The sequence below is a fragment of the Aquisalimonas asiatica genome (assembly GCF_900110585.1).
Taxonomy (GTDB): Bacteria; Pseudomonadota; Gammaproteobacteria; order Nitrococcales; family Aquisalimonadaceae; genus Aquisalimonas; species Aquisalimonas asiatica.
The window spans coordinates 1-21,409 of sequence record NZ_FOEG01000005.1; the positions used below are offsets into that span (position 1 = coordinate 1).

The 21,409-nt window shown below is 68.3% G+C and carries 19 protein-coding genes; 15 read left to right on the plus strand and 4 right to left on the minus strand.

What is annotated here, in order from left to right:
• Nucleotides 1–159: 159 nt before the first annotated feature.
• Nucleotides 160–1,953 carry an acyl-CoA dehydrogenase gene (locus BMZ02_RS11965; protein WP_091644118.1) on the minus strand — a complete coding sequence of 598 codons (1,794 nt, stop codon included), beginning with the start codon at nucleotides 1,951–1,953 and terminating at the stop codon, nucleotides 160–162.
• 271 nt (nucleotides 1,954–2,224) lie between these two features.
• On the opposite strand from BMZ02_RS11965, the gene BMZ02_RS11970 reads away from it, so the two are divergent.
• The 13 genes from BMZ02_RS11970 to BMZ02_RS12030 all read left to right on the plus strand — a co-directional run bounded on the left by BMZ02_RS11970 (nucleotide 2,225) and on the right by BMZ02_RS12030 (nucleotide 15,251).
• Nucleotides 2,225–3,445, plus strand: a complete 1,221-nt coding sequence (locus BMZ02_RS11970) for a pyridoxal phosphate-dependent aminotransferase (protein ID WP_091644121.1) — start codon at nucleotides 2,225–2,227, stop codon at nucleotides 3,443–3,445.
• A gap of 9 nt (nucleotides 3,446–3,454) precedes the next feature.
• On the plus strand, nucleotides 3,455–3,922 hold the full coding sequence (locus BMZ02_RS11975; RefSeq protein ID WP_091644123.1) for a DUF2147 domain-containing protein: 468 nt from the start codon (nucleotides 3,455–3,457) through the stop codon (nucleotides 3,920–3,922).
• A 192-nt stretch (nucleotides 3,923–4,114) separates the two neighbouring features.
• A complete protein-coding gene (locus BMZ02_RS11980; protein ID WP_091644126.1) occupies nucleotides 4,115–5,374 on the plus strand; it encodes a branched-chain amino acid ABC transporter substrate-binding protein in 1,260 nt (419 codons plus the stop codon).
• A gap of 82 nt (nucleotides 5,375–5,456) precedes the next feature.
• The gene (locus tag BMZ02_RS11985) at nucleotides 5,457–6,407 is read left to right on the plus strand and encodes a branched-chain amino acid ABC transporter permease (RefSeq protein WP_091644128.1); all 951 of its coding nucleotides are present in this window, start codon (nucleotides 5,457–5,459) and stop codon (nucleotides 6,405–6,407) included.
• Nucleotides 6,404–7,690, plus strand: coding sequence for a branched-chain amino acid ABC transporter permease (locus BMZ02_RS11990; RefSeq protein ID WP_091644131.1), 1,287 nt, complete (start codon nucleotides 6,404–6,406; stop codon nucleotides 7,688–7,690). Before BMZ02_RS11985 ends, BMZ02_RS11990 begins: the two co-directional genes overlap by 4 nt.
• Nucleotides 7,690–8,445 carry an ABC transporter ATP-binding protein gene (locus BMZ02_RS11995; RefSeq protein WP_091644134.1) on the plus strand — a complete coding sequence of 252 codons (756 nt, stop codon included), beginning with the start codon at nucleotides 7,690–7,692 and terminating at the stop codon, nucleotides 8,443–8,445. Before BMZ02_RS11990 ends, BMZ02_RS11995 begins: the two co-directional genes overlap by 1 nt.
• Nucleotides 8,445–9,140, plus strand: coding sequence for an ABC transporter ATP-binding protein (locus tag BMZ02_RS12000; protein ID WP_091644137.1), 696 nt, complete (start codon nucleotides 8,445–8,447; stop codon nucleotides 9,138–9,140). The genes BMZ02_RS11995 and BMZ02_RS12000 overlap by 1 nt, the downstream gene beginning before the upstream one ends.
• A gap of 17 nt (nucleotides 9,141–9,157) precedes the next feature.
• On the plus strand, nucleotides 9,158–9,679 hold the full coding sequence (locus BMZ02_RS12005) for a gamma-glutamylcyclotransferase family protein (protein WP_091644140.1): 522 nt from the start codon (nucleotides 9,158–9,160) through the stop codon (nucleotides 9,677–9,679).
• A gap of 96 nt (nucleotides 9,680–9,775) precedes the next feature.
• Nucleotides 9,776–11,743 carry a transglycosylase SLT domain-containing protein gene (locus BMZ02_RS12010; protein ID WP_091644143.1) on the plus strand — a complete coding sequence of 656 codons (1,968 nt, stop codon included), beginning with the start codon at nucleotides 9,776–9,778 and terminating at the stop codon, nucleotides 11,741–11,743.
• A 122-nt stretch (nucleotides 11,744–11,865) separates the two neighbouring features.
• Entirely contained in the window at nucleotides 11,866–12,063 is a 198-nt protein-coding gene (locus BMZ02_RS12015; protein ID WP_091644145.1) for a DUF1289 domain-containing protein, read from the plus strand.
• A gap of 3 nt (nucleotides 12,064–12,066) precedes the next feature.
• Nucleotides 12,067–12,630, plus strand: a complete 564-nt coding sequence (locus tag BMZ02_RS12020; RefSeq protein WP_091644148.1) for a cob(I)yrinic acid a,c-diamide adenosyltransferase — start codon at nucleotides 12,067–12,069, stop codon at nucleotides 12,628–12,630.
• 27 nt (nucleotides 12,631–12,657) lie between these two features.
• Complete coding sequence (locus tag BMZ02_RS12025) at nucleotides 12,658–13,662, plus strand: ligase-associated DNA damage response exonuclease (protein ID WP_091644150.1); 1,005 nt, start codon at nucleotides 12,658–12,660, stop codon at nucleotides 13,660–13,662.
• Nucleotides 13,662–15,251: an ATP-dependent DNA ligase gene (locus BMZ02_RS12030; RefSeq protein WP_091644152.1), complete on the plus strand. Its 1,590-nt coding sequence runs from the start codon at nucleotides 13,662–13,664 to the stop codon at nucleotides 15,249–15,251. Before BMZ02_RS12025 ends, BMZ02_RS12030 begins: the two co-directional genes overlap by 1 nt.
• 9 nt (nucleotides 15,252–15,260) lie before the next feature.
• Here the strand turns inward: BMZ02_RS12030 and BMZ02_RS12035 are convergent, their stop codons facing one another.
• Nucleotides 15,261–15,842: an outer membrane beta-barrel protein gene (locus BMZ02_RS12035; RefSeq protein ID WP_091644155.1), complete on the minus strand. Its 582-nt coding sequence runs from the start codon at nucleotides 15,840–15,842 to the stop codon at nucleotides 15,261–15,263.
• A gap of 15 nt (nucleotides 15,843–15,857) precedes the next feature.
• Nucleotides 15,858–16,478, minus strand: a complete 621-nt coding sequence (locus BMZ02_RS12040; RefSeq protein WP_091644157.1) for a hypothetical protein — start codon at nucleotides 16,476–16,478, stop codon at nucleotides 15,858–15,860.
• 52 nt (nucleotides 16,479–16,530) lie between these two features.
• On the opposite strand from BMZ02_RS12040, the gene BMZ02_RS12045 reads away from it, so the two are divergent.
• Both BMZ02_RS12045 and pdeM read left to right on the plus strand, forming a co-directional pair.
• Complete coding sequence (locus tag BMZ02_RS12045) at nucleotides 16,531–18,969, plus strand: ligase-associated DNA damage response DEXH box helicase (protein WP_091644159.1); 2,439 nt, start codon at nucleotides 16,531–16,533, stop codon at nucleotides 18,967–18,969.
• Nucleotides 18,962–19,663: a ligase-associated DNA damage response endonuclease PdeM gene (gene pdeM, locus BMZ02_RS12050; protein WP_091644162.1), complete on the plus strand. Its 702-nt coding sequence runs from the start codon at nucleotides 18,962–18,964 to the stop codon at nucleotides 19,661–19,663. The genes BMZ02_RS12045 and pdeM overlap by 8 nt, the downstream gene beginning before the upstream one ends.
• Here the strand turns inward: pdeM and BMZ02_RS12055 are convergent.
• The gene (locus BMZ02_RS12055) at nucleotides 19,650–21,371 is read right to left on the minus strand and encodes a M14 family metallopeptidase (RefSeq protein ID WP_091644166.1); all 1,722 of its coding nucleotides are present in this window, start codon (nucleotides 21,369–21,371) and stop codon (nucleotides 19,650–19,652) included. The genes pdeM and BMZ02_RS12055 overlap by 14 nt on opposite strands.
• Between the last annotated feature and the right edge of the window lie 38 nt (nucleotides 21,372–21,409).

The window sequence follows — 21,409 nt, forward strand, 5'->3', positions numbered from 1 at the left end:
ACGTCGGAACGTCGGAACGTCGGAACGTCGGAACGTCGGAACGTCGGAACGTCGGAACGTCGGAACGTCGGAACGTCGGAACGTCGGAACGTCGGGGCCAGGGCCGCGGAGGGCGTAGGGTGGACCTTCAGGTCCACCATCCCCGCCCCGGCACCGCCGCTACAACCACTCCGCCGACATGGCGCCGACCGCATCATCCCCGGCGAGCACCGCCGGCAGCAGCGCCACCGCCTTCGGCAGGATGTGCTGGGCATAGAAGCGCGCGGTCACCAGCTTCGCCTGGTAGAAGTCCGTCTCCGACGCCCCACCATCGAGCGCCGCACGCGCCACCAGCGCCGAGCGCCCCAGCAGCGCACCACCGCACACGTAACCCGCCATCATCAGGTACGGCACCGCACCCGCCGACGTCGCCGCCGGATTCTCCCCGTGCGTGCGCACCACGTACTCCGCCGCCTCCCGCAGGGCGTTGATGCCCGCCGTGAGCGGCTCGCCGATCGCCTTGACGCCACTGTCGGCACTCGCCTCCAGCTCCGACGCCAGCCCCTCCATCTCCGCGAGCAGCGTGTGCATCGCCGCACCACCGTCCTTGTACGTCTTGCGCCCGATCAGGTCGTTGGCCTGGATGCCCGTGGTGCCCTCGTAGATGGTGGTGATCCGCGCATCCCGGTAGTGCTGCCCGGCACCGGTCTCCTCCACGTACCCCATGCCACCGTGGACCTGCACCCCGAGACTCGCCAGCTCCTGGCCCACCTCCGTGCACCAGCCCTTGACGATGGGGATGAGCAGATCCACCCGCGCCTGCTGGCGCCTGCGCTCCTCGCTGTCCGGGTGCCGGCGGCTCAGGTCCATGGACCACGACGCCGAGTAGGCCAGCGCCCGCATGGCCTCGATCTGCGCGCGCATGGTCAGCATCATGCGCTTGACGTCCGGGTGGTGGAGGATGCTCACCGTCTTTGAGGCGTCGCCCCCGGCCGGCGTGCCCTGGATGCGCTCGGCGGCGTACCAGCGCGCCTGCTGGTAGGCGCGGTCGGCAATGGCCAGCCCCTGCACGCCCACCTTGTGGCGCGCCTCGTTCATCATGGTGAACATGTACATCAGCCCCTTGCCCTCCTCGCCGACCAGGTAGCCGATGGCACCGCCATTGTCGCCGTAGGACATGGTGCAGGTGGGGCTCGCGTGGATGCCGATCTTGTGCTCGGTGTTCACACACCGCACGTCGTTCGCCTCGCCCGGGTTGCCGTCGGCGTCGGGCAGGGACTTCGGCACGATGAACAGCGAGATCCCCTTCACCCCCGCCGGCGCGTCCGGCGTGCGCGCGAGCACCAGGTGGATGATGTTCTCCGCGCAGTCGTGCTCGCCCCAGGTAATAAAGATCTTCTGCCCCTGGATGAGGTAGTGATCCCCCTCGGGGGTCGCGCGCGTGCGCACCGCGGCGAGATCCGAGCCCGCCTGGGGCTCGGTGAGGTTCATGGTCCCCGACCACTCGCCGGAGACGAGCTTGTGCAGGTAGGTCGCCTGCTGCGCCTCGGAGCCGTGGGCGTGCAGCGCCTCGATGGCGCCGGCGGTGAGCAGCGGCCCCAGCGCGAAGCTCATGTTCGCCGCCTGCCACATCTCCTGGGTGGCCGTGGCCACCAGCTCCGGCAGCCCCTGCCCGCCGAAGGCCTCGTCACACTGCACGCCGTTCCAGCCGCCCTCGACGAACTGCTGGTACGCCTCAACAAACCCAGCGGGCATGGTGATCGCGCCATCATCCCAGCGCACGCCGGCCTGATCCCCCGACTGGTTCAGCGGCGCCAGCACCCCGCCGGCGAACTTCGACGCCTCCTCCAGCACCGCGTCCACCAGCTCCGGGCTCGCCTCCTCGAACCCCGGCAGCCCACTGATCGCGTCCAGATCCAGCAGCTCCTGCATCACAAACTTCATGTCCCGCGTCGGGGCGGTGTAGTCGGTCATGGTGTCGGTTTCTCCCCGTTCGATGGCAAAGCGCCAACATACTCTACCGTATGGACTATGAGGCTACCGCGCCCCGGCGGCCGGGTAAATCCCCTGCGCGCACTGGCGTGAACCCGTTCACCGCGCAGCCTCGGGGCCGCCCCGTCGCCGCCGTGGAGCATGGCACTGGCGGCGGCGAGATGAGTATACTCGAAGCCCTCGGGAGCCACGCCTTCACGGCCTGATCCGGCGGGCGGGCTCCGCATCCGAAGTCGTTGCCAAGGAGTCGCGCGTGTCGTTGATCCGCAAATCCCACAAGCTCGCCGATGTCTGTTATGACATCCGCGGCCCCGTGCTTGAAGAGGCGAAGCGCCTGGAGGATGAGGGGCACCGCATCCTCAAGCTCAATATCGGTAATCCGGCGCCATTCGGCCTGGATGCGCCGGACGAGATTCTCCATGACGTGATCCGGAATCTCCCCGCAGCGCAGGGCTACTCCGATGCCAAGGGGATCTTCTCGGCACGCAAGGCCGTGATGCAGCACTGCCAGCAGCGCGGCATCACCGAGGTGGCGCTGGAGGACATCTACCTGGGCAACGGCGTCAGCGAGCTGATTGTCATGGCCATGCAGGCCCTGCTCAACAACGGCGACGAGCTGCTGATCCCCGCCCCGGACTACCCGCTGTGGACGGCCGCGGTCAGCCTCTCCGGCGGGCGCCCGGTGCATTACCTGTGCGACGAGAACAACGGCTGGCAGCCGGACCTCGCGGACATGGAGGCGAAGATCACCGATCGCACCCGCGGCATCGTGGTGATCAACCCGAACAACCCAACCGGTGCCGTCTACAGCGAGGAGACGCTGAAGCAGATCGTGGAAATGGCGCGTCGCCACGACCTGGTGCTGTTCGCGGACGAGATCTACGACAAGATTCTCTACGACGGGGCGAAGCACTACCCGCTGGCGAAGCTGGCGGGCGAGACCCTGTGCATTACCTTCAGCGGGCTCTCCAAGAGTTACCGCGCCGCCGGGTTCCGGTCCGGCTGGATGTTTCTCTCCGGCGGCAAGGAGCAGGCGGCGGACTACGTGGAGGGGCTGAGCATTCTCGCCTCCATGCGGCTGTGCGCCAACGTGCCCTCCCAGTTCGCCATACAGACGGCCCTGGGCGGTTACCAGAGCATTGACGACCTGGTGGCACCCGGCGGACGCCTGCACGAGCAGCGCACCCTGGCCTGGGAGCGCGTCAATGCCATTCCCGGTGTTTCCTGCGTGGAGCCAACCGGGGCCCTGTACCTGTTCCCGCGCCTGGACCCGGCTGTCTACCCGGTGGAGGACGACCGCCAGCTGGTGCTCGACCTGCTGCGGCAGGAGCACCTGCTGCTGGTGGAGGGGACGGCATTCAACTGGCCGACCCCCGATCACCTGCGCATGGTGTTCCTGCCCCATCGGGAGGACCTGGAGAAGGCGCTGGACAAACTGGAGCGGTTTCTGGCGCGCCTGCGCAAAGCTGCCTGAGGAGGAGACATGCCGAAAAAGGGACTGGTGCTGGCCGTCGGGTTGACTCTCGCCGCGGCCGCCACGGCGGACGAGGATGTTCACGGATACTGGCTGTCGGAGGAGGGCACGGCGCAGATCGAGCTCGCCCCCTGCGACGACGATGACACGCTCACCTGCGGGCGGATCGTCTGGCTGGATGAGCCCTACGACGATGACGGCGAGCTCCTGCGGGATACCAACAACGACGACCCGGAGCTGCGCGACCGCGAGGTCGTGGGCCTGCGCATCGTCTGGGACATGGCCCGGGACGACAGCCGGGACCGCCGCTGGGACGGTGGCCGCATCTATGACCCCGAGAACGGCAATACCTACCGGGCCCGCATGACTCTCGCCGAGGATGGCGAAACCCTGGATCTGCGGGGCTACGTGGGGATTGCGGCATTCGGGCGGACGAGTACCTGGACCCGGGAGGCGTCCGCCAGGACGCTGGACTGACACCGGGTATTGCGGCGTGGTCCGCAATGCGAAACTCTGTTCCGAAGCTTGCTTTTTCTCCTCCGTCAGCATATACAGGAAACGAGTCGGCGACGATCGACGCACCAACGAGAACGATAAACCGGCCTGTCGGGCCGGGACCACGAAGCAAATAACAAAGGCCCGTTGAAGGCCATGTCCTGGAGGAGAACCATGACGAAGCCACGCCGCACCACCGGCCTGTTTGCCGGTCTTGCCACCGCGGGTGCCATCGCGCTCGCGTCCCTGTCCACCGCGCAGGCCGAGGACCCGATCCGCATCGCCTACATCGATCCCCTGTCCGGGCCGTTCGCCAATGTCGGCGATGCCGGGCTGAAGCATTTCCGCTTCGCCGCGGACCGCATCAACGACGAGGGCGGGATCAACGGCAGGCCGGTCGAGATCGTGCCCATGGACAACAACCAGAGCGCGTCCGAGTCGGCGCAGCTGGTGCAGCGGGCGGCCGACCGCGGCATCGATTTCGTCACCCAGGGCAACGGCTCCGACGTGGCCGGCGCCATCATCGAGACGGTCAACCGCAATAACCGGCGCAACCCGGACAACAAGCTGCTCTATCTGAACTACGCGGCGGTGGACCCGTCCCTGACCAACGAGCGGTGCAGCTACTGGCATTTCCGCTTCGATGCCGACACCACCATCAAGCTCGAGGCGCTGACCAACTACATGATGGAGCGCGACGACATCGAGAAGGTGTACCTGCTCAACCAGGACTACTCCCACGGCCACCAGATCGAGAGGCGGTTCGAGGAGCTGGCCGCCGAGAAGATGCCGAACGTGGAGATCGTCGGCAAGCAGCTGCACCCGATCGGTCAGGTGCGTGACTTCTCGCCCTATGTCTCCCGAATCCGCCAGTCCGGCGCCGATTCCGTGGTGACCGGCAACTGGGGCAACGACCTCTCCCTGCTCGCGCGCGAGGCGGAAGACGCCGGCCTGGACGTGAACTTCTACACCTACTACGCGGGCGGGCTGGGTGTGCCGGCCGCCGTGGGCCGCGCCGGCATCGACCGGGTGGCGCAGATCACCGAGTGGCACGCCAACGTCAACGTGGACGAAGGGCACGACGAGTACCGGGAATGGGTGGATGCGTTCAAGGAGCGCTATCCGGACATCGACTGGTACTACCACCGCGTCTACAACCTGATGTACATGCTCAAGGCGGCCGTGGAAGAGGCGGGCAGCACCGACGCCGAAGCGGTTGCCGCGGCGCTGTCGGGCATGGAGTTCGAGTCCCACACCGGCACGGTCACCATGCGTGAGGACGATCACCAGATGCTGCAGCCCATGTACATCTCGATCATGGACGATGACGTCGAGTACGACGCCGAGAACTCGGGCGTTGGTTTCCGGACGCTCTCCCGGATCGAGGTGGAAGATGCCACCTCGACGACGTCCTGCGAGATGAATCGTCCCTGAACCATAACCACAAGACCGCCTTGCTCCGGACCGGCCGCGCCGGTCCGGAGCGCTGACTCCGCGTCCTGCCGGTGGGGCTCGCATGCTAGAAACAATCACGTTCTCCCTGCTCAACGGCCTGTTGTACGGCATGTTGCTGTTCATGCTGTCCAGCGGCCTCACGCTCATCTTCGGAATGATGGGTGTGCTCAACTTCGCCCACGCCAGCTTCTACATGCTGGGTGCCTATTTCGCCTACACCATGGGCCTCTACACCGGGTTCTGGGTGGCGCTGTTTCTCGCGCCGATCGCCGTTGGCCTGATCGGCGCCGCCGTGGAGCGCTGGGGCCTGCGGCAGGTTCACCAGTACGGCCACGTGCCGGAGCTGTTGTTCACGTTCGGCCTGGCCTACGTGGTGGAAGAGCTGGTGCGGCTGTTCTGGGGGAATACCCCCATGAACTACCGGGTACCGGACGCGCTGAATTTCCCCCTGTTCTCGTTGTTCGGCACCAACTATCCGGCCTTCCGTGTGTTCGTGCTGGCGGTGGCCGTGGCCATGTTCATCGGCCTGTACCTGCTGCTCAAGCGCACCCGGGCCGGGCTGATCATCCAGGCGTCGCTGTCGCGCCCCGACATGGTGTCGGCGCTGGGGCACAACGTCCCGCAGGTGTTCATGTGGGTGTTCGCCTTCGGTACCGGTCTTGCCGCGCTGGGCGGCGTGGTGGGCGGCATTCAGCTGGTCACCGAACCCGGCATGGCCTTCATGATGGGGCCGATCGTGTTCGTGGTGGTCGTGGTGGGGGGGCTGGGTTCCATCCAGGGGGCGTTGATCGCCTCCATCCTCATCGGCGTGCTGCAGACATTCGCGCTATCCGTGGACTGGTCGCTGGCCAATCTGGGCATGGTGTTCGGCTACGCCGTCCCGCCGGAGAGCTTCTTCGCCACCATCTGGTACATGGACTCGACGCGCATCGCGCCGATACTCCCGTACCTGTTGCTGGTGCTGATGCTGATCTTCCGTCCGCGCGGCCTGATGGGGAAACGTGAATCATGAATACGACACGAGCACAGAGCGGCACCGTGGCGGGCGAGCTGGGGACCAGCGTGTGGCTCCGGCGCCTGTGGCCCTGGGTGCTGGCCGCGATCATCGCCATGGCACTGCCATTGATGGTCACCTCCAATCACGGGCTGACCATGATCAGCCACATGGGCGTGATGATCATCTTCGCCCTGTCCTACAACATGCTGCTGGGCAACACCGGGCTGCTGTCATTCGGCCATGCCGTCTACTTCGGGCTCGGCGGTTACCTGGCCATGCACATGCTGCGCTATATCGAGGCGTCGGGCTTCGGCATGCCGCTGGAACTGCTGCCGCTGGTGGGGGCGGCCGGCGGGCTGTTCTTCGGCCTGATCTTCGGTTCGGTCTCCACCCGGCGTGCGGGCGTGGTCTTCGCCATGATCTCGCTTGGCATCGGCGAAATGGTCACCGCCAGTTCGCTCATGTTCACCGGGTTCTTCGGCGGCGAGGCCGGCCTGTTCGGCAACCGGGAAGCGCCAACGTCCCTGTTCGGCATCGACTACGGCCCCGGGCGCAACGTCTACTACCTGGTGGCGGCGTGGGTGCTGATCTCCGCGGTGCTGATGTTCCTGCTCCGGCAGACGCCCCTGGGATGGATGGCCAATGCCGTGCGGGACAACCCGGAGCGGGCCCAGTTCGTCGGCTACAGCCCGACCATGGTCCGCTTCGTCCAGTTCGTGCTGGCCGCCACGTTTGCCGGCCTGGCGGGCGGGCTGTTCGTGATTGTCGACGAGATCATCACCGACGAGACCGTGGGCATGATCCAGTCCGGCCTGGTGCTGCTGAGTGCCTACATCGGCGGTATCGGCTTCTTCCTGGGGCCGGTGGTGGGTGCGGTACTGGTGGTGTTCCTGGAGAGCGAGCTCTCGTCGGTCACCGATGCATGGCTGCTGTACTTCGGCCTGCTGTTCGTGGCCGTGGTCATGTTCGCGCCCCAGGGCCTGTTCGGCGTTGCCTACCAGCAGGTCATGAGCTGGCGTGCCGGTGAGTGGGCTCAGTCGCTGCATGCGCGGCTGTACGCCACGGGGACGATGCTGGTCTTCATCATCGCGCTGATTGCCGTGGTGGAAATGGCCTATCACGTGCTCCGGCACTGGAATCCGCAGGCGCCCATGCCCCTGTTCTTCTTCACCATCGATGCCACCAGCGTGGTGCCGTGGCTGATCGCATTCGCGGTCATGGCCGGCGCGCTGGCGGTGTTCTTCCTGCACGCCCGGCCCGTCCTGCGGCGCGCACTCGACTCCGGGGAGGGGGCGTAATGAGCCAGGAGACAGCGCTGGCCCTCAAGGGGCTGACCAAGAACTTCGGCCGCGCGGAGATCATCCGCGGGGTTGATCTGGATATCACCGCGAACGAGCGGCACGTGATCATCGGCCCGAACGGCGCCGGCAAGTCCACGCTGTTCAACCTCATCAGCGGCCGGCTGGAGGCGTCCTCGGGCGCCATCGAGCTGTTCGGTCGCAACATCGACGGGTTGCCGCCGCACCGGGTGAACCGGCTCGGCCTCAGCCGGAGCTTCCAGGTCACCAACCTGTTCCAGAACATGACGGTCATGCAGAACCTCCGTTGTGCGCTGCTGTGGTCCGAGGGGCACCGCTACGCGTTCTGGAAGCTGGTCAACAGCCAGCAGGCAGTGACGGAGCGGGCCGAGGAGCTGATGGAGCGGCTGCACCTGACAGCCAAGCGGGACGTTCCCGCTTCCCTGCTCACCTATGCGGAACAGCGGGCGCTGGAGATCGGTGCGACCATCGCCTCCGGTGCCAGAGTGCTGCTGCTGGATGAGCCCACCGCCGGCATGAGCCGCACGGAGGCTGACGACATGGTGGAGCTGATCCGCGAGATCACCACCGACTGCACGCTGGTCATGGTGGAGCACGACCTTGGTGTGGTGTTCAACCTGGCCGACCGGATCTCCGTGCTGGTCTATGGCGAGGTCATCGCCAGTGATACCCCCGAAGCCGTGCGCGCCAATGCCGCGGTGCAGGAAGCCTATCTCGGAACGGAGGTGCACTGATGCTGGTCACCAACGAACTGCACGCCTACTACGGCAAGTCCCATGTGCTGCGTGGTGTCTCCATGGAAGTGCGCGCCGGCGAGATCGTCAGCCTCGTCGGTCGCAATGGCGTCGGGCGATCGACCCTGTGCAAGTCGATCATGGGCCTGGTTCCGCCTGTGGGTGACATCCACTTCGACGGGCGCCGCGTTACCGGTCAGCCGCCACACCGCATCGCGCATCTGGGTGTCGGCTACGTGCCGGAGGACCGGGCGATCTTCCCCGGGCTGACGGTGATCGAGAACCTGGAGCTCGGCGTCAAGCGACGCAGCGATGCCGCGCGCTGGGGGTACGATGAAGTCTTCAGGCGCTTCCCGCGCCTGCAGGAGCGGCGTGATACCCCGGCAGAGGCGCTCTCCGGCGGTGAACAGCAGATGCTGACCATGGCGCGCACGCTCATGGGCAATCCCCGGTGTATCATGGTGGACGAGCCCACCGAAGGGCTCGCCCCCCGCGTCGTTGCGGAGCTGGCGGAGCTCCTCAAGGAGATCGCCGCCGAGGGGATTGCCGTACTGCTGGTGGAGCAGAAGCTGAGCATCGCCAAGCAGATTTCCCACCGCATGTACGTGATGGGTGACGGCCGCATCGTGTTTGATGGAACACCCGCGCAACTGGAAGACAGCCCCGACATCCGCAAGGAGTGGCTGGAGGTGTAGGGGCGACGGGAGAACGAATGGCCGACTGGCGCCACTACTTTGCCTATGGTTCCAACATGCTGCCGGCGCGGTTGCTGGAGCGGACGCCCTCGGCGCACTGGCTGGGGGTGGGCCGTCTCCCGGGGTACCGCCTGCACTTCAACCACGTCAGTCGCGCCGACGGCACGGCCAAGTGCAACATCGAGCGTTGCGATGCCGCCGATGCCGCGGTATGGGGGGTCGTGTATGCCGTCCATCGGGAGGAGCAGCCGGTGCTGGACCGGGCCGAAGATCTCGGCACCGGTTACCTGATCGAGCCACGCCTGGTGCATTGCCAGGGCGGCTGGCAGGAGACGTTCTGCTACATTGCCGTGCCCGGCACGACGGATCCGGCCGCGCGACCGTTCCGCTGGTATCGCGATATCGTCCTCGCCGGGGCGCGGAACCATGCCTTTCCGGCGGCCTATATCGACCGGATCGCCCGGGAGAGGGCCGTTGAGGATCCGAACCCCCGACGGGCCGCCCACCACCAGTATCTGATCGACATGTCGCCTGATTGAGACGGGTTCTTTCGGACGAAATGCTCTTTTCTTCAATGAGTTTTGCGTGCATTCTCACGTGAAAGATCACCTCTTTCCCGTACTGGAGTGCACCCCATGCCCCGGAGCCTGGTTCTGTTGTTCGTGTCTGTCCTTTTCCTGGCACAGACGGCTGCTGCATCCGACCGGCTCGACAACCAGCGTGACCTTTTCCGGGAGGCCCATGAGCGTATCGGGCTCGGGAAGTCCGTGGACATGGACGCCCTCCGGGACCAGCTCCAGGGCTATCCGCTGCTGCCCTACCTGATCTACGCAGACCTGCTCAGCGATACCGGTAATCTGACGGCGGAGGAGGTGGAGGCGTTTCTCGAGGACTACGGCGACCTGCCGCTGGCGCGTGGTTTCCGCGGGCAGTGGCTGCACGAGCTTGGAGCGCGGGAGGAGTGGGAAACCTATCAGGCCTTCCACCGGGGAGGCGGCAGTGCCACCCTGCGCTGCTACGGCCTGCAGGCGCGCCGGGCGAATGACGGTATCGACGAAGACTGGCTGCGGGAAGCCCGCGGGCTCTGGCTGGTGGGGCATTCGCAGCCGTCGGCCTGCGACCCGGTGTTCAGCGAGCTCTACGATCGGGATGCGCTCACCCCTGACCAGCGCTGGGAGCGCATCACCCGCGCCATGTACAACGGCAACGCCAGCCTCGCCCGGGCACTGCGGTCCCGGCTGGAGGACGATGACCAGGAGTGGCTGGACGACTGGTTACGCCTCAACCGTGACCCGGCGGCCGCACTGGCCGATCCGGATTTCGAGGTGGACAGCCGCCGCGGGCGCCAGCTGGTGCGTTTCGGTGTGCGGTTGCTGGCGCGCAGCGACCGTGACACGGCGGCAGAGCGCCTTGAAGACTACGTGGAACGCGGGGATCTCCCGCGGGAGATGGCGCTGGAGCTGCAGCGCGAGATCGCCCTGCGAGCGGCCTACTCCCGTGACGACAACGCCCTGGAGCTGCTCGATCAGCTGCCGGAGGCCGCAGGTAACGACACCGTGCGCGAGTGGCAGGCGCGCATCGCCGTGGGGCAGCAGGACTGGCCGCGAGTGATCGACGCGGTGTGGGATCTGCCGGCGGAGCAGCGCGAACAGGCGGAGTGGCAGTACTGGCGTGCCCATGCCCTGTGGATGACCGGTGCCAAGGAGCGCGCGGAAGACTTGCTCGAACCGTTGGCCCGCACGCGCAACTATTACGGCTTCCTGGCCGCGGACGCGCTCGGGCGACCCTATGCCATGAACGAGGCGGATCTGGATCACGATGCCGAGCGCCAGGCGGCGCTGGCGAGCCGCCCTGAAATCCAGCGGGCGCGGGAGTTGCGGGAGGTCGGTCTGATCACGGAAGCGCGGCGGGAGTGGGAGGCCGCTCTCGCCGGTGCCGACACGGATACCCGGGCCCAGGCGGCCATGCTGGCGCTGGGATGGGGCTGGTACGATCGTGCCATTCACAACGCCAACCAGGCCGGGCTGCACAACGCCCTGTCCCTGCGCTTCCCGGTGGGATTCAGTGATGTGCTGGAGCCCGCCGCCGCGGCGGCCGATGTGGACCCGGCACTGGTCTACGCGGTGGCCCGCAAGGAGAGTGCGTTCTCCCCGGATGCCCGCTCCCGGGTGGGGGCACGGGGCCTGCTGCAGGTGATGCCCGAGACGGGCCGGCGGGTTGCCGATGGCCTCGGCGTGTCCGATCCCGGCGGCGTGGATCTCTACGAGCCCGCCACCAATGCACGCCTGGGGGCCGTCTATCTGGGGCAGATGATCGACCGCTTCGACGGCAACGTCATCCTTGCCGCGGCAGCCTACAACGCCGGCCCGGAGCGCGCTGCCCGCTGGCTGGAGGACAACCCCGGCCAACCCGCCGCCGTGTGGATCGAGAACATCACCTTTGGTGAAACCCGCGACTACGTCAAAAGCGTGCTCGCCTTCCGCGCCGTCTTCGACAGCCAGCTCCGCGGCGAGCCCCGGCGTCTGGCAGGGGTCATGCCGGTCATGCCCGGTGAAGAGACCGCGGAGCTGGTCCTCGGGGAGGAGGCCGACGGCGACAGCTGACCCGGACCTCTGTTTCGCCCCGGGGCCTTGCGTGAGTGCGCCCGGCCGCAGAGAATGTGCGCTTGTCGCATTCCCGGCGGCGGCCACCCCGTGCCGCCGCCTCCCCTGACTGGAGGTAGCGGATGTCCACCGCGTCATACCCGGAATCCCCATGTGTCGGGCTCTGCCAGATGGACGGGCAGCGGCGGTATTGCATGGGCTGTGGTCGCACCCTGAACGAGATTGCCACCTGGTCGCGCATGAGCGTTGACGAGAAGCGCGCCGTGCTTGAGCGTGTCGGAGACAGCGGTTCGGGGCGGGATGCGCACAAGGCGGAGTGATTCATGGTCAAACTGACACGCATCTACACGCGCACGGGGGATACTGGCAGCACCGGGCTCGGCGATGGCTCCCGGGTGCCCAAGCATGGCGAGCGGGTGACCGCCTTCGGCACGGTGGACGAGGTGAATGCCGTCCTCGGTGTTGCCCGGCTGCACACGGACGCACCGGTGGCCGCGGACCTGGAGCGTATCCAGAACGATCTCTTCGACGTGGGCGCGGACCTGTGCACGCCCGAAGAGGATGAGCCGGCGTTCCCGCCACTACGGGTGAGCGAACAGCAGGTGCACTGGCTGGAGCAGCGGATCGATGCCCTGAACGTCGACCTGCCGAAGCTCACCTCGTTCGTCCTGCCCGGGGGCACGGCGAGTGCCGCACATCTCCACCACGCCCGCACCGTGGCGCGTCGGGCGGAGCGGGATATCGCCGCGCTGGCGGACGAGGAGTCCATCAACCCCGCCGCCCTGCAGTACATGAATCGCCTGTCCGATTACTTCTTCGTTGCCGCCCGCTTCGTCAACGCCGACGCCGGGGGCGACGTGCTCTGGGTGCCCGGCCGCAACCGCTGAGCCGGGCCTTCGTCCTTGGGAGCCGCCGTGGTCGCCGACCTGATCCGGCCCACCGAGCGCGGGCTCTACTGCCCGCCGGGCGAGTTCTACATCGATCCATGGCGGCCCGTGGAGCGGGCGGTCATCACCCACGCCCACGGTGACCACGCCCGCTGGGGGCACCGCGCCTACTACGCCAGCCATGCCAGCCGTCCGCTGCTGGAGCGGCGGCTGAGCCGCGATGCGCTGATCCTCGGCTGCGACTTCGATAAACCGTTCCGCCTCGGTGACGCATGGGTCTCGTTCCACCCGGCGGGACACATTCTCGGCTCGGCGCAGGTGCGCGTGGAGCACCGGGGGCGCGTCTGGGTCGCATCCGGCGATTACAAGCGCGACGCCGATCCGACCTGTGAGCCCTTCCAGGTCGTGCCGTGCGACACCTTTATCACCGAGGCCACGTTTGCACTGCCCATCTACCGCTGGGAGCCGGTGGCGCGGGTGGCCGGCGAGATCCACCAGTGGTGGACCGCCTGCGCACGCGCCGGGCAGACCGCCGTACTTTTCTGTTACGCGCTGGGCAAGGCGCAGCGCATTCTCGCCGAACTGCTGGCCTACACGCGCGACACCGCCTTTCTGCACGGCGCCATGGTGCCCCTGGTGGACGCTTACCGGGATGCCGGCGTGTCCATGCTGCCCACGGAGCCGGTCAGTGCCATGCCGCGGGGCCACGATTTCGCCGGGGCACTGGTGCTGGCGCCGCCGTCAGCCGCCGGTGGCACCTGGATGCGTCGCTTTCGCCCGGAGTCCACCGGCTTTGCGTCCGGCTGGATGCGGATTCGCGGCAATCGCCGGCGGCGCGGTTATGATCGCGGCTTCGTGGTCTCCGACCATGCCGACTGGCCGGCGCTGCTCCAGACCATTCGTGACACCGGCGCGCGGCGGGTGCTGGCGACCCATGGCCGCACGGACGTGCTGGTGCGTTACCTCAATGAGGTGGAAGGGGTGGATGCACAGCCCCTGGTGACCGACTACGGCGGCGAGGCGGACGACTGATGCAGCGGTTCACCGCACTCTACCAGGCGCTGGACGAGACCACGGCCACTTCCGCCAAGGTGGCCGCCATGGAGGTGTATTTCCGCGACGCGCCGGCCGCCGACGCCGCCTGGGCGGTCTATTTCCTCACCGGGCGGCGTCTGCGCCGGCTGGTGCCCACCGCCGAGCTGCGGGCCTGGACGCTGGAAGCCACCGGCCTGCCCGCCTGGCTGCTGGAGGAAACCTACGCCGCCGTGGGCGACCTGGCCGAGACACTGGCGCTGCTGCTGGATCAGCCGTTCGCACCACCGGAGCAGGATGCTACCCCGTTGCACGTCTGGGTCGAGCAGCGCATTCAGCCGCTGCGGCACATGACCACGGAAGCGCGCCGCGACGCGGTGCTGGCGTGGTGGGCGGCGCTGCCCACGCCGCAGCGGTTCGTGCTCAACAAGGTGCTCACCGGGGCGTTCCGCGTGGGCGTCAGCCGCCGGCTTGTTATCCGCGCGCTGGCCCGGGTCAGCGGGCTGGAGACGGCCACCCTGGCCCACCGGCTCATGGGGCAGTGGCAGCCCACGCCGGCGGCGTTCGACGCCCTGCTTGATCCGGAGGAGCGGGGCGAAGACCGCTCCCGGCCCTATCCGTTCTTTCTCGCCTCGCCGCTGGAGACCGGGCCGGCGGCGCTGGGTGATCGCAGCGAGTGGATCGCCGAGTGGAAGTGGGACGGCATTCGCGGGCAGCTGCTCCGGCGTGATGGCGAGTGCTTCATCTGGTCCCGGGGCGAGGACATGATGGCCGGGCGTTTTCCCGAGATCGAGGCGGCGGCCGCCGCCCTCCCGGACGGCGTGGTGCTGGATGGCGAAATTCTCGCGTGGCAGGACGACGCGCCGTTGCCGTTCAACGTGCTTCAGCAGCGGATCGGGCGTCTGCGGCCGTCTGCCAGGATTCAGCGTGACGCGCCGGTGATCTTTCTCGCCTACGATCTGCTGGAGGCCGACGGTGCCGACTGGCGGCCGGAGCCCCTGGAGGTGCGCCGGCAGCGCCTGCGGGACGTGGTCGGTGATCGGGCCGGTGCACTGCGGCGGGCCACCGCGCTCGGGGGCGACAGCTGGGCCGCTCTGGCAGCGCTGCGCGAGACCGCCCGGGAGGCGGGCACCGAGGGCATCATGCTCAAGCGCCGCGGCTCACCGTACCGGGTCGGTCGCACCCGTGGCGACTGGTGGAAATGGAAACTGGCTCCGCGGACGGTGGACGCCGTCATGCTCTACGCCCAGCCCGGGCACGGGCGGCGCTCCAGCCTGTTCACGGATTACACCTTCGGCGTGTGGGACGGCGACACGCTCGTCCCCGTGGCCAAGGCCTACTCCGGACTGGACGATGCCGAGATCCAGCGCCTGGACCGCTGGATCCGCAACAACACCGTCGAGCGTTTCGGCCCGGTCCGTTCGGTCGCGCCGCAGCAGGTGTTCGAGCTGGCGTTCGAGGGGCTGGCACCCTCCCGGCGGCACAAGTCGGGCGTCGCCATGCGTTTTCCACGGATCAGCCGCTGGCGGGAGGATCTGGCCCCCGACGACGCCGATACCCTGGACGACGTCAGGGCCATGTTGCCCTGACCGCCGCGATCAGAATTGCAGGTTCACGCTGGCCGAGGCGACGCCAATGCGGTCCAGGTCCACGTCCACGTCGTTGCCGTCCGCGCCCTCCGGGTCGGTGCGCAATCGGGTGAACAGTTGCCGGGCGCCCAGTTCCACATGGACTGTCCGGGTGATCTCCACCATGACGCCGGCCTGGGCCGACAGCCCCGGCATGGTGTCGATGCTGTTGTCCCCGTTCCAGCTCAGGGTGACGGCGCCGCCGCCGAGGCCGCCGTAAAGCTGGACGCTCGGCGCCACGCGCCAGAGAAAGTCCTGATTCACCGTGAGCGAGGTGAGAAAGAAATCGCTGCCGGAGATGATGGACCACTGGCCGTACAGGCGGGAGTTGGGCCGCACCATGCCGACGCGCAGCTGCAGCCCCAGCTCATCCTCGGTGCCCACATCGAAGTTGTCGCGGTCATCGCTGTCGAAGTGGACACGGTGCTGGCCCACCCCCACGCCGAAGAAGGAGTCCTCTGCGGAAACGGTGGCCGGCAGCGTCATGGCAGCCGCGGTGGTGAAGGCCAGCAGGGCAGGCCATGGCCGGCGCGTGACTCGGTGTGCGGGCATGGTCGCGTCTCCTTGTCAGAACCTGAAATTCACGCCGGCATGGACCATCCGCAGGTTGCGGACCTGGACCTTGCCGCCGCCATCGTTGCCATCAAACTGGCGGCTGAACTCCGTGTGCAGATAGCGGTAGCCGATCTCCACCTGGACGAGATCCGTCACCTCGATCAGGCCGCCGCCGCGCAGGCCCGCCACATAGCTGCTGTCGCGCTCGCCGCGGACGCCGAAGTTGTCGCCGCCGCCGAACGGGTCGTTACTGTTCCACTCGATGCGCCCGTAACCACCGACGATGCCCACATAGCCGGAGAACAGGTCACCGCCCGGTATGAGGTAGTCCAGCGACGCCATGGTCAGCCATAGCTCGCCTTCATCGTAGTTGGTCCGGGCCAGCTCCACGTCGTAGCGGGCCGGACGGCCCGTGCGTCCGAGCCGGAGCAGCAGCCCGTCGCTCAGGGAGTTGGTGCCGCTGCCTGCGCCGTCCTCGGCGCGCATCCGCGACTGGGCCGTAAAGCCCGCGATCCCCGCGTACATGCGCCGGTCCACCTCCAGGGCAACGGCGCGCCCGTCCGCGGCAGCGACGGCCGGAAAGCCGAGCAGGAGCGCAAGGCCGGGGAGGAGCAGTTTTCCGTATCGCGTCATGGCCTGGCTCGTGGATCCACGCTGAGAGGATTATGTAGGCATAATGCCACCCATGCGGCCCGAACACCGAATCCAGCGTTGGTTTGCGTCGCGTGACTGGGCCGTTTTCGACTTCCAGCGCGCGGCGTGGGACGCCTACCTGTCCGGCCGCAGTGGCCTGATCCACGCGCCCACCGGCACCGGCAAGACCCTGGCGGCGTGGTTCGGCCCGCTGCTGGAGGCCTTGCACGATCCGCCGGCCTCACCACCGCCGCTCACGGTGCTGTGGATAACGCCACTGCGTGCGCTTGCCGCCGATACTACGGGCCATCTTGCGGAGGCCGTCACCGAACTCGGCCTGGAGTGGACCGTCGAGCAACGCACCGGTGATAGCTCCAGTGCCACCCGCAGCCGGCAGCGGCGGCGTCTGCCCACGGCCCTGGTCACCACGCCGGAGAGCCTGTCGCTGCAGCTGAGTTACAGCGACGCCCACGCGCGCTTTCGCCATCTGCGCTGCGTGGTCGTGGATGAATGGCACGAGCTCATGGGCAGTAAGCGGGGCGTGCAGCTGGAACTCTGCCTGGCGCATCTGCGCACGCTGTGCCCCGGGCTGCGGACGTGGGGGCTGTCGGCGACCCTGGGCAATCTGGACGAGGCCCGGGACGTCTTGCTGGGGCCGGACCAGCCCGGCGACCTGATCCAGGGCCTGCTGCCGAAGCGCACCGCCATCGACGCCGTCATCCCGCAGCGCATGGAGCGCTTTCCCTGGGCCGGCCATCTGGGGACGAATCTTGTCCGGGATGTGCTCGCGGCGCTGGATCGGGCCGACACCAGCCTGCTGTTCACCAATACCCGCTCCCAGGCGGAGCTGTGGCATCAGGCGCTGCTGCAGGCGCGACCCGACTGGTTCGACCAGGTGGCGCTCCACCACGGGTCGCTGGACCGCAGCGTGCGCGACCAGGTGGAGGTCTGGCTGCGCGAGGGGGCGATCCGCTGCGTGGTCGCCACCTCGAGCCTGGACCTGGGCGTCGATTTCACCCCGGTGGACCAGGTCCTCCAGGTGGGCAGCCCCAAGGGGGTGGCGCGGCTGGTCCAGCGTGCCGGGCGCAGCGGCCATCAGCCCGGCGCCGAGAGCGCGGTCTTGTGCGTGCCGACCCACGCCTTCGAGCTGGTGGAGATCGCGGCGGCGCGGGACGCGGCCGTGGCGGGAGAGGTGGAAGCGCGGCGGCCGCTGCGGGGCTGTCTCGACGTGCTGGTCCAGCACCTGGTGACGCTCGCACTGGGGCCGGGGTTTACCGATGCGGCCCAGCTGGCGGAGGTGCGCACCACCCACGCCTACGCCGGTCTTGACGCGTCGCAGTGGCGCTGGCTGCTGGATTTCATCACCACCGGCGGCAGCACGCTCAAGGCGTACCCCCAGTACCGGCGGGTGGAGCGCGATGGCGACGTCTACCGGGTCACCGACTCCACCATCGGCCGCCGCCACCGCATGGCCGTCGGGACCATTACCGCGGACAGCATGGTGCGGGTGAAGTATCAGCGCGGCGGCCTGATCGGCTTCGTGGAGGAGGCGTTCATCGCACGCCTCAAACCCGGCGAGCAGTTCCTGTTCAGTGGCCGGGTGCTGGAGCTGGTCCGCGTGCGCGACATGACGGCGCAGGTCCGCAGCGCCAGGGGCCGTACCCGCGCCGTGCCCCGCTGGATGGGCGGGCGCATGCCGCTGTCCACCCGGCTCGCCGACGGCGTCGGCGCCCGTCTGGAGCAGGCGCGGGACGGCCATTACCACGGTGCGGAAATGACCGCCGTAAGGCCGGTGCTGGAAGCCCAGCGCAGTGCATCGGCCCTGCCCGGGCGGGATGAACTGCTGGTGGAGCGCATCGGCTCCCGGGAGGGGCAGCATCTGTTCGTCTACCCCTTTGCCGGGCGGCTGGTTCACGAGGCGCTGTCCGCGCTGGTGGCATGGCGGCTCACACGGGAGGCGCCGGCCACGTTCGGCTTCTCCATGAACGACTACGGCTTCGAGCTGGTCTCCCGGCGGCTGCCGGAGGTGGACGGTGATGTGCTCGCCCGGGTGTTCTCGCCGACGGATCTGGATGCGGATCTGCGCGCCAGTCTCAATGCTGCCGAGATGGCGCGCCGCCATTTCCGCGAGATCGCACGCATCGCCGGCCTGGTGTTCGAAGGGTACCCCGGTCGCGGCAAATCCACCCGCCAGGTCCAGGCGTCCAGCGGGCTGATCTTCGACGTGCTGCACCGGTATGATGCCGATCACCCGCTGCTGCTCCAGGCCGAGCGCGAGGTGCTCGAGAGCCAGCTGGAACTTGACCGGTTGCGAGACCTGCTCTGTGGGCTGCAGGCCAGGCGGTTGCTGCTGACCCGCCCCCGCCGGCTGACACCCCTGGCCTTTCCCCTGTGGGTCGGTCGGGTGCAGTCGCGGGTGAGTTCCGAAGATTGGCAGACACGCGTCCAGCGCATGCTGGGCCAACTGGAGCGCCAGACCCCCGATGCCTGACCCCGCCCCCTGGTCCGACGCCCCGCTGGCCGGCGCCGCCCCCTGTGACGTCGCCGGGGAGCGGCTCTGGTTATTGCCGGGCCGCGCCCTGCTGTGGCCGCGTCGCCGCTCCCTCCTGGTCGCCGACCCGCACTTCGGCAAGGGCGGGGTGTTCCGGCGGCGGGGCGTGCCCGTGCCCGCCGGCGGCACCGGGGCCGACCTGCAGCGCCTGTCGTCGCTACTGGCACGCACTGCTGCAGAGCGCCTGGTGATCCTCGGCGATTTCTTCCACGGCCGGCCGGAGGCCGGGGAGCCCTGGCTCGACCGGTTCACGACCTGGCGGCAGGCCCATGATGCGGCCACGGTCACCGTGGTCGCCGGTAACCATGACCGCCACGCCGGTGCCCCGGACCCGGCCTGGGCGCTGGACTGGCACGATGCACCGCTGACGGAGCCGCCGTTCCTGCTGGCCCATGAGCCGGTGACCGCCCGCGACGGCGCCTACGTGCTCGCCGGCCATCTGCATCCGGTGTGGACGCTGGGGGGTGGCGGTGACCGGCTGCGCGTGCCGGTGTTCTGGTTCGGTGTCGGCGGGGCGGTGCTGCCGGCCTTCGGTGGCTTCACGGGCGGCATGGCGGTGCAGCCCGGACGCGGTGACCGCCTGTTCGCGGCAGGGGAGGAGGCGGTGGTGGATTGTGGGGTCAGCGTGCGTTGATCACCCGCTGCAACCAGCCGAGCCGGGCATTGCCCACGGACAGCGTCAGCGTGCCTTCCCCGTGGACGAGCCAGCGCAGCGTCCGGCGGTGACCGCTTCCCCCAGACCGCTGGAACCACGGCATGTGGCGCATGGCCCCGGCGCCGATGCCCCAGCCTTCCAGGTGGCCCAGCTCCCGGCGGGCGTCGGCCGGGGCCGCGAGCCGGCAGCCGTGCGGGACCAGTTCGGCCAGTACGCCGTGGTTCCACGGCAGTGCCGCGCTGGACGGAATGCCGGCGGTGGAGAGGTAGCCGTGGTTCGCCATGGTGACGCTGACTTCGAACAGCTGTTCGTCGACGTTGCTGACCACCACTTCCTCGATGACCAGCCGTGGCAGCAGCGCGGCGACCCGGAGCCAGTAGCTGGCGACGCTCTCGCAGAGTGCCGGCAGTGACTCGGGCGGCGGATTCCAGATGCCGACCACCGGGTCGGCGCCACCGACCTCCACCGCGCCGAGCTGTGGGTGTTCCACGGGGGTCCAGTCGGTAAAGATGCGGCCGTGGTTGTGATCCCGGTCCCAGTCAGCCAGGCGCTGAAGGTCGTTGCGGTCCAGTGCGGTGTAGTGGTCGACGAAACGGGCCGGTGTCGGCATGTCCAGTCGCCGGAACAGGTCCCAGAGCTCACAGGCCACGGCCAGGCAGCCGCGCTGGTGATAGGCGAAATCCACCAGGTCGCCCCGCAGCGGCTGCTCCGGTTCATAGGTGAACTGCTCGTAGCCGCTGACCGTGGGGTAACCGGTGAACGTGGCGGCCCAGTCGGCAAGCTGCCGGTACAGGCGCCGGTCGCCCGGGTGCATGTGCGCATCCCCCTGCGTGCCCAGCGGGCGGATGAACACACCGCCGAACGTGTGCAGGTTGAGCCAGGCGAAGATGTTGGGATGGTCGGCGGCAAACCCCATGACTGCCGCGGTCTCCGGTTCGCTCCCCGGGAAGGCCCCGGCACCGGTCTGCTGGGGCTCGGGCCGCCAGTCCCAGGGGAAGTTGCGGTTGAGATCGGCGGTGTTGGCCAGTGGGTCGGCGTCCGGGACTGTCTCGCCGTCGAAGTCGATGATCTCCCCCTCGGGGTAGAGGCGGAACCATGGCGGCGGGTCGTCGATCTGCCGCGGCAGCATGAGCCCCGGAAGGCCCTCCGCGGCGACGAAGTCGCCGGCAGCATCAGGGATGCGCATGCAGCGGCAGCGGCCGTCGCCGCTCATGTCCCGGGGCTGCCACCAGGGGGCATGGCCGGTGGTGTCGTGGCGGCGTGGCACGGAGCGGACGAAACCGCCCCGCTCCAGCACGGCTTCGGCGCCATCCGGGGAGAGTCGCGGGAGGACGTAGAGCTGGATGTCCCTGAGCGTCTCCAGCAGTGGCGCCGGGAGCTCGGCCGCCGCGGCCCGTGGCTCCACGTGGATGCGCAGCACCGCCTCGGCAATGGCCAGTGCCACGCTGGAGGCCGCCACTTCGGTGCCGTGCATGTTGCCGTCCACCCAGGCAGCGGGGCGCTGCGTGCCGGGGTTGCGGCTGATCTCCAGCAGCCAGATGTCACGGCCCTCGGCGCTGGTGCCCAGGCTGTGCAGGCGCGTGATGTCGGGGTAGGTGTCGGCCCATGCCCGCAGCTGCGACGTCAGCTCGGCGAACCGCAGGTAGCGGTGGCGGAAGCCCTGGTTGACGGAGTCGATGGCGGCCATGGGTGTATCCGGAAACAGCCGCACGGTGCGGATTCACC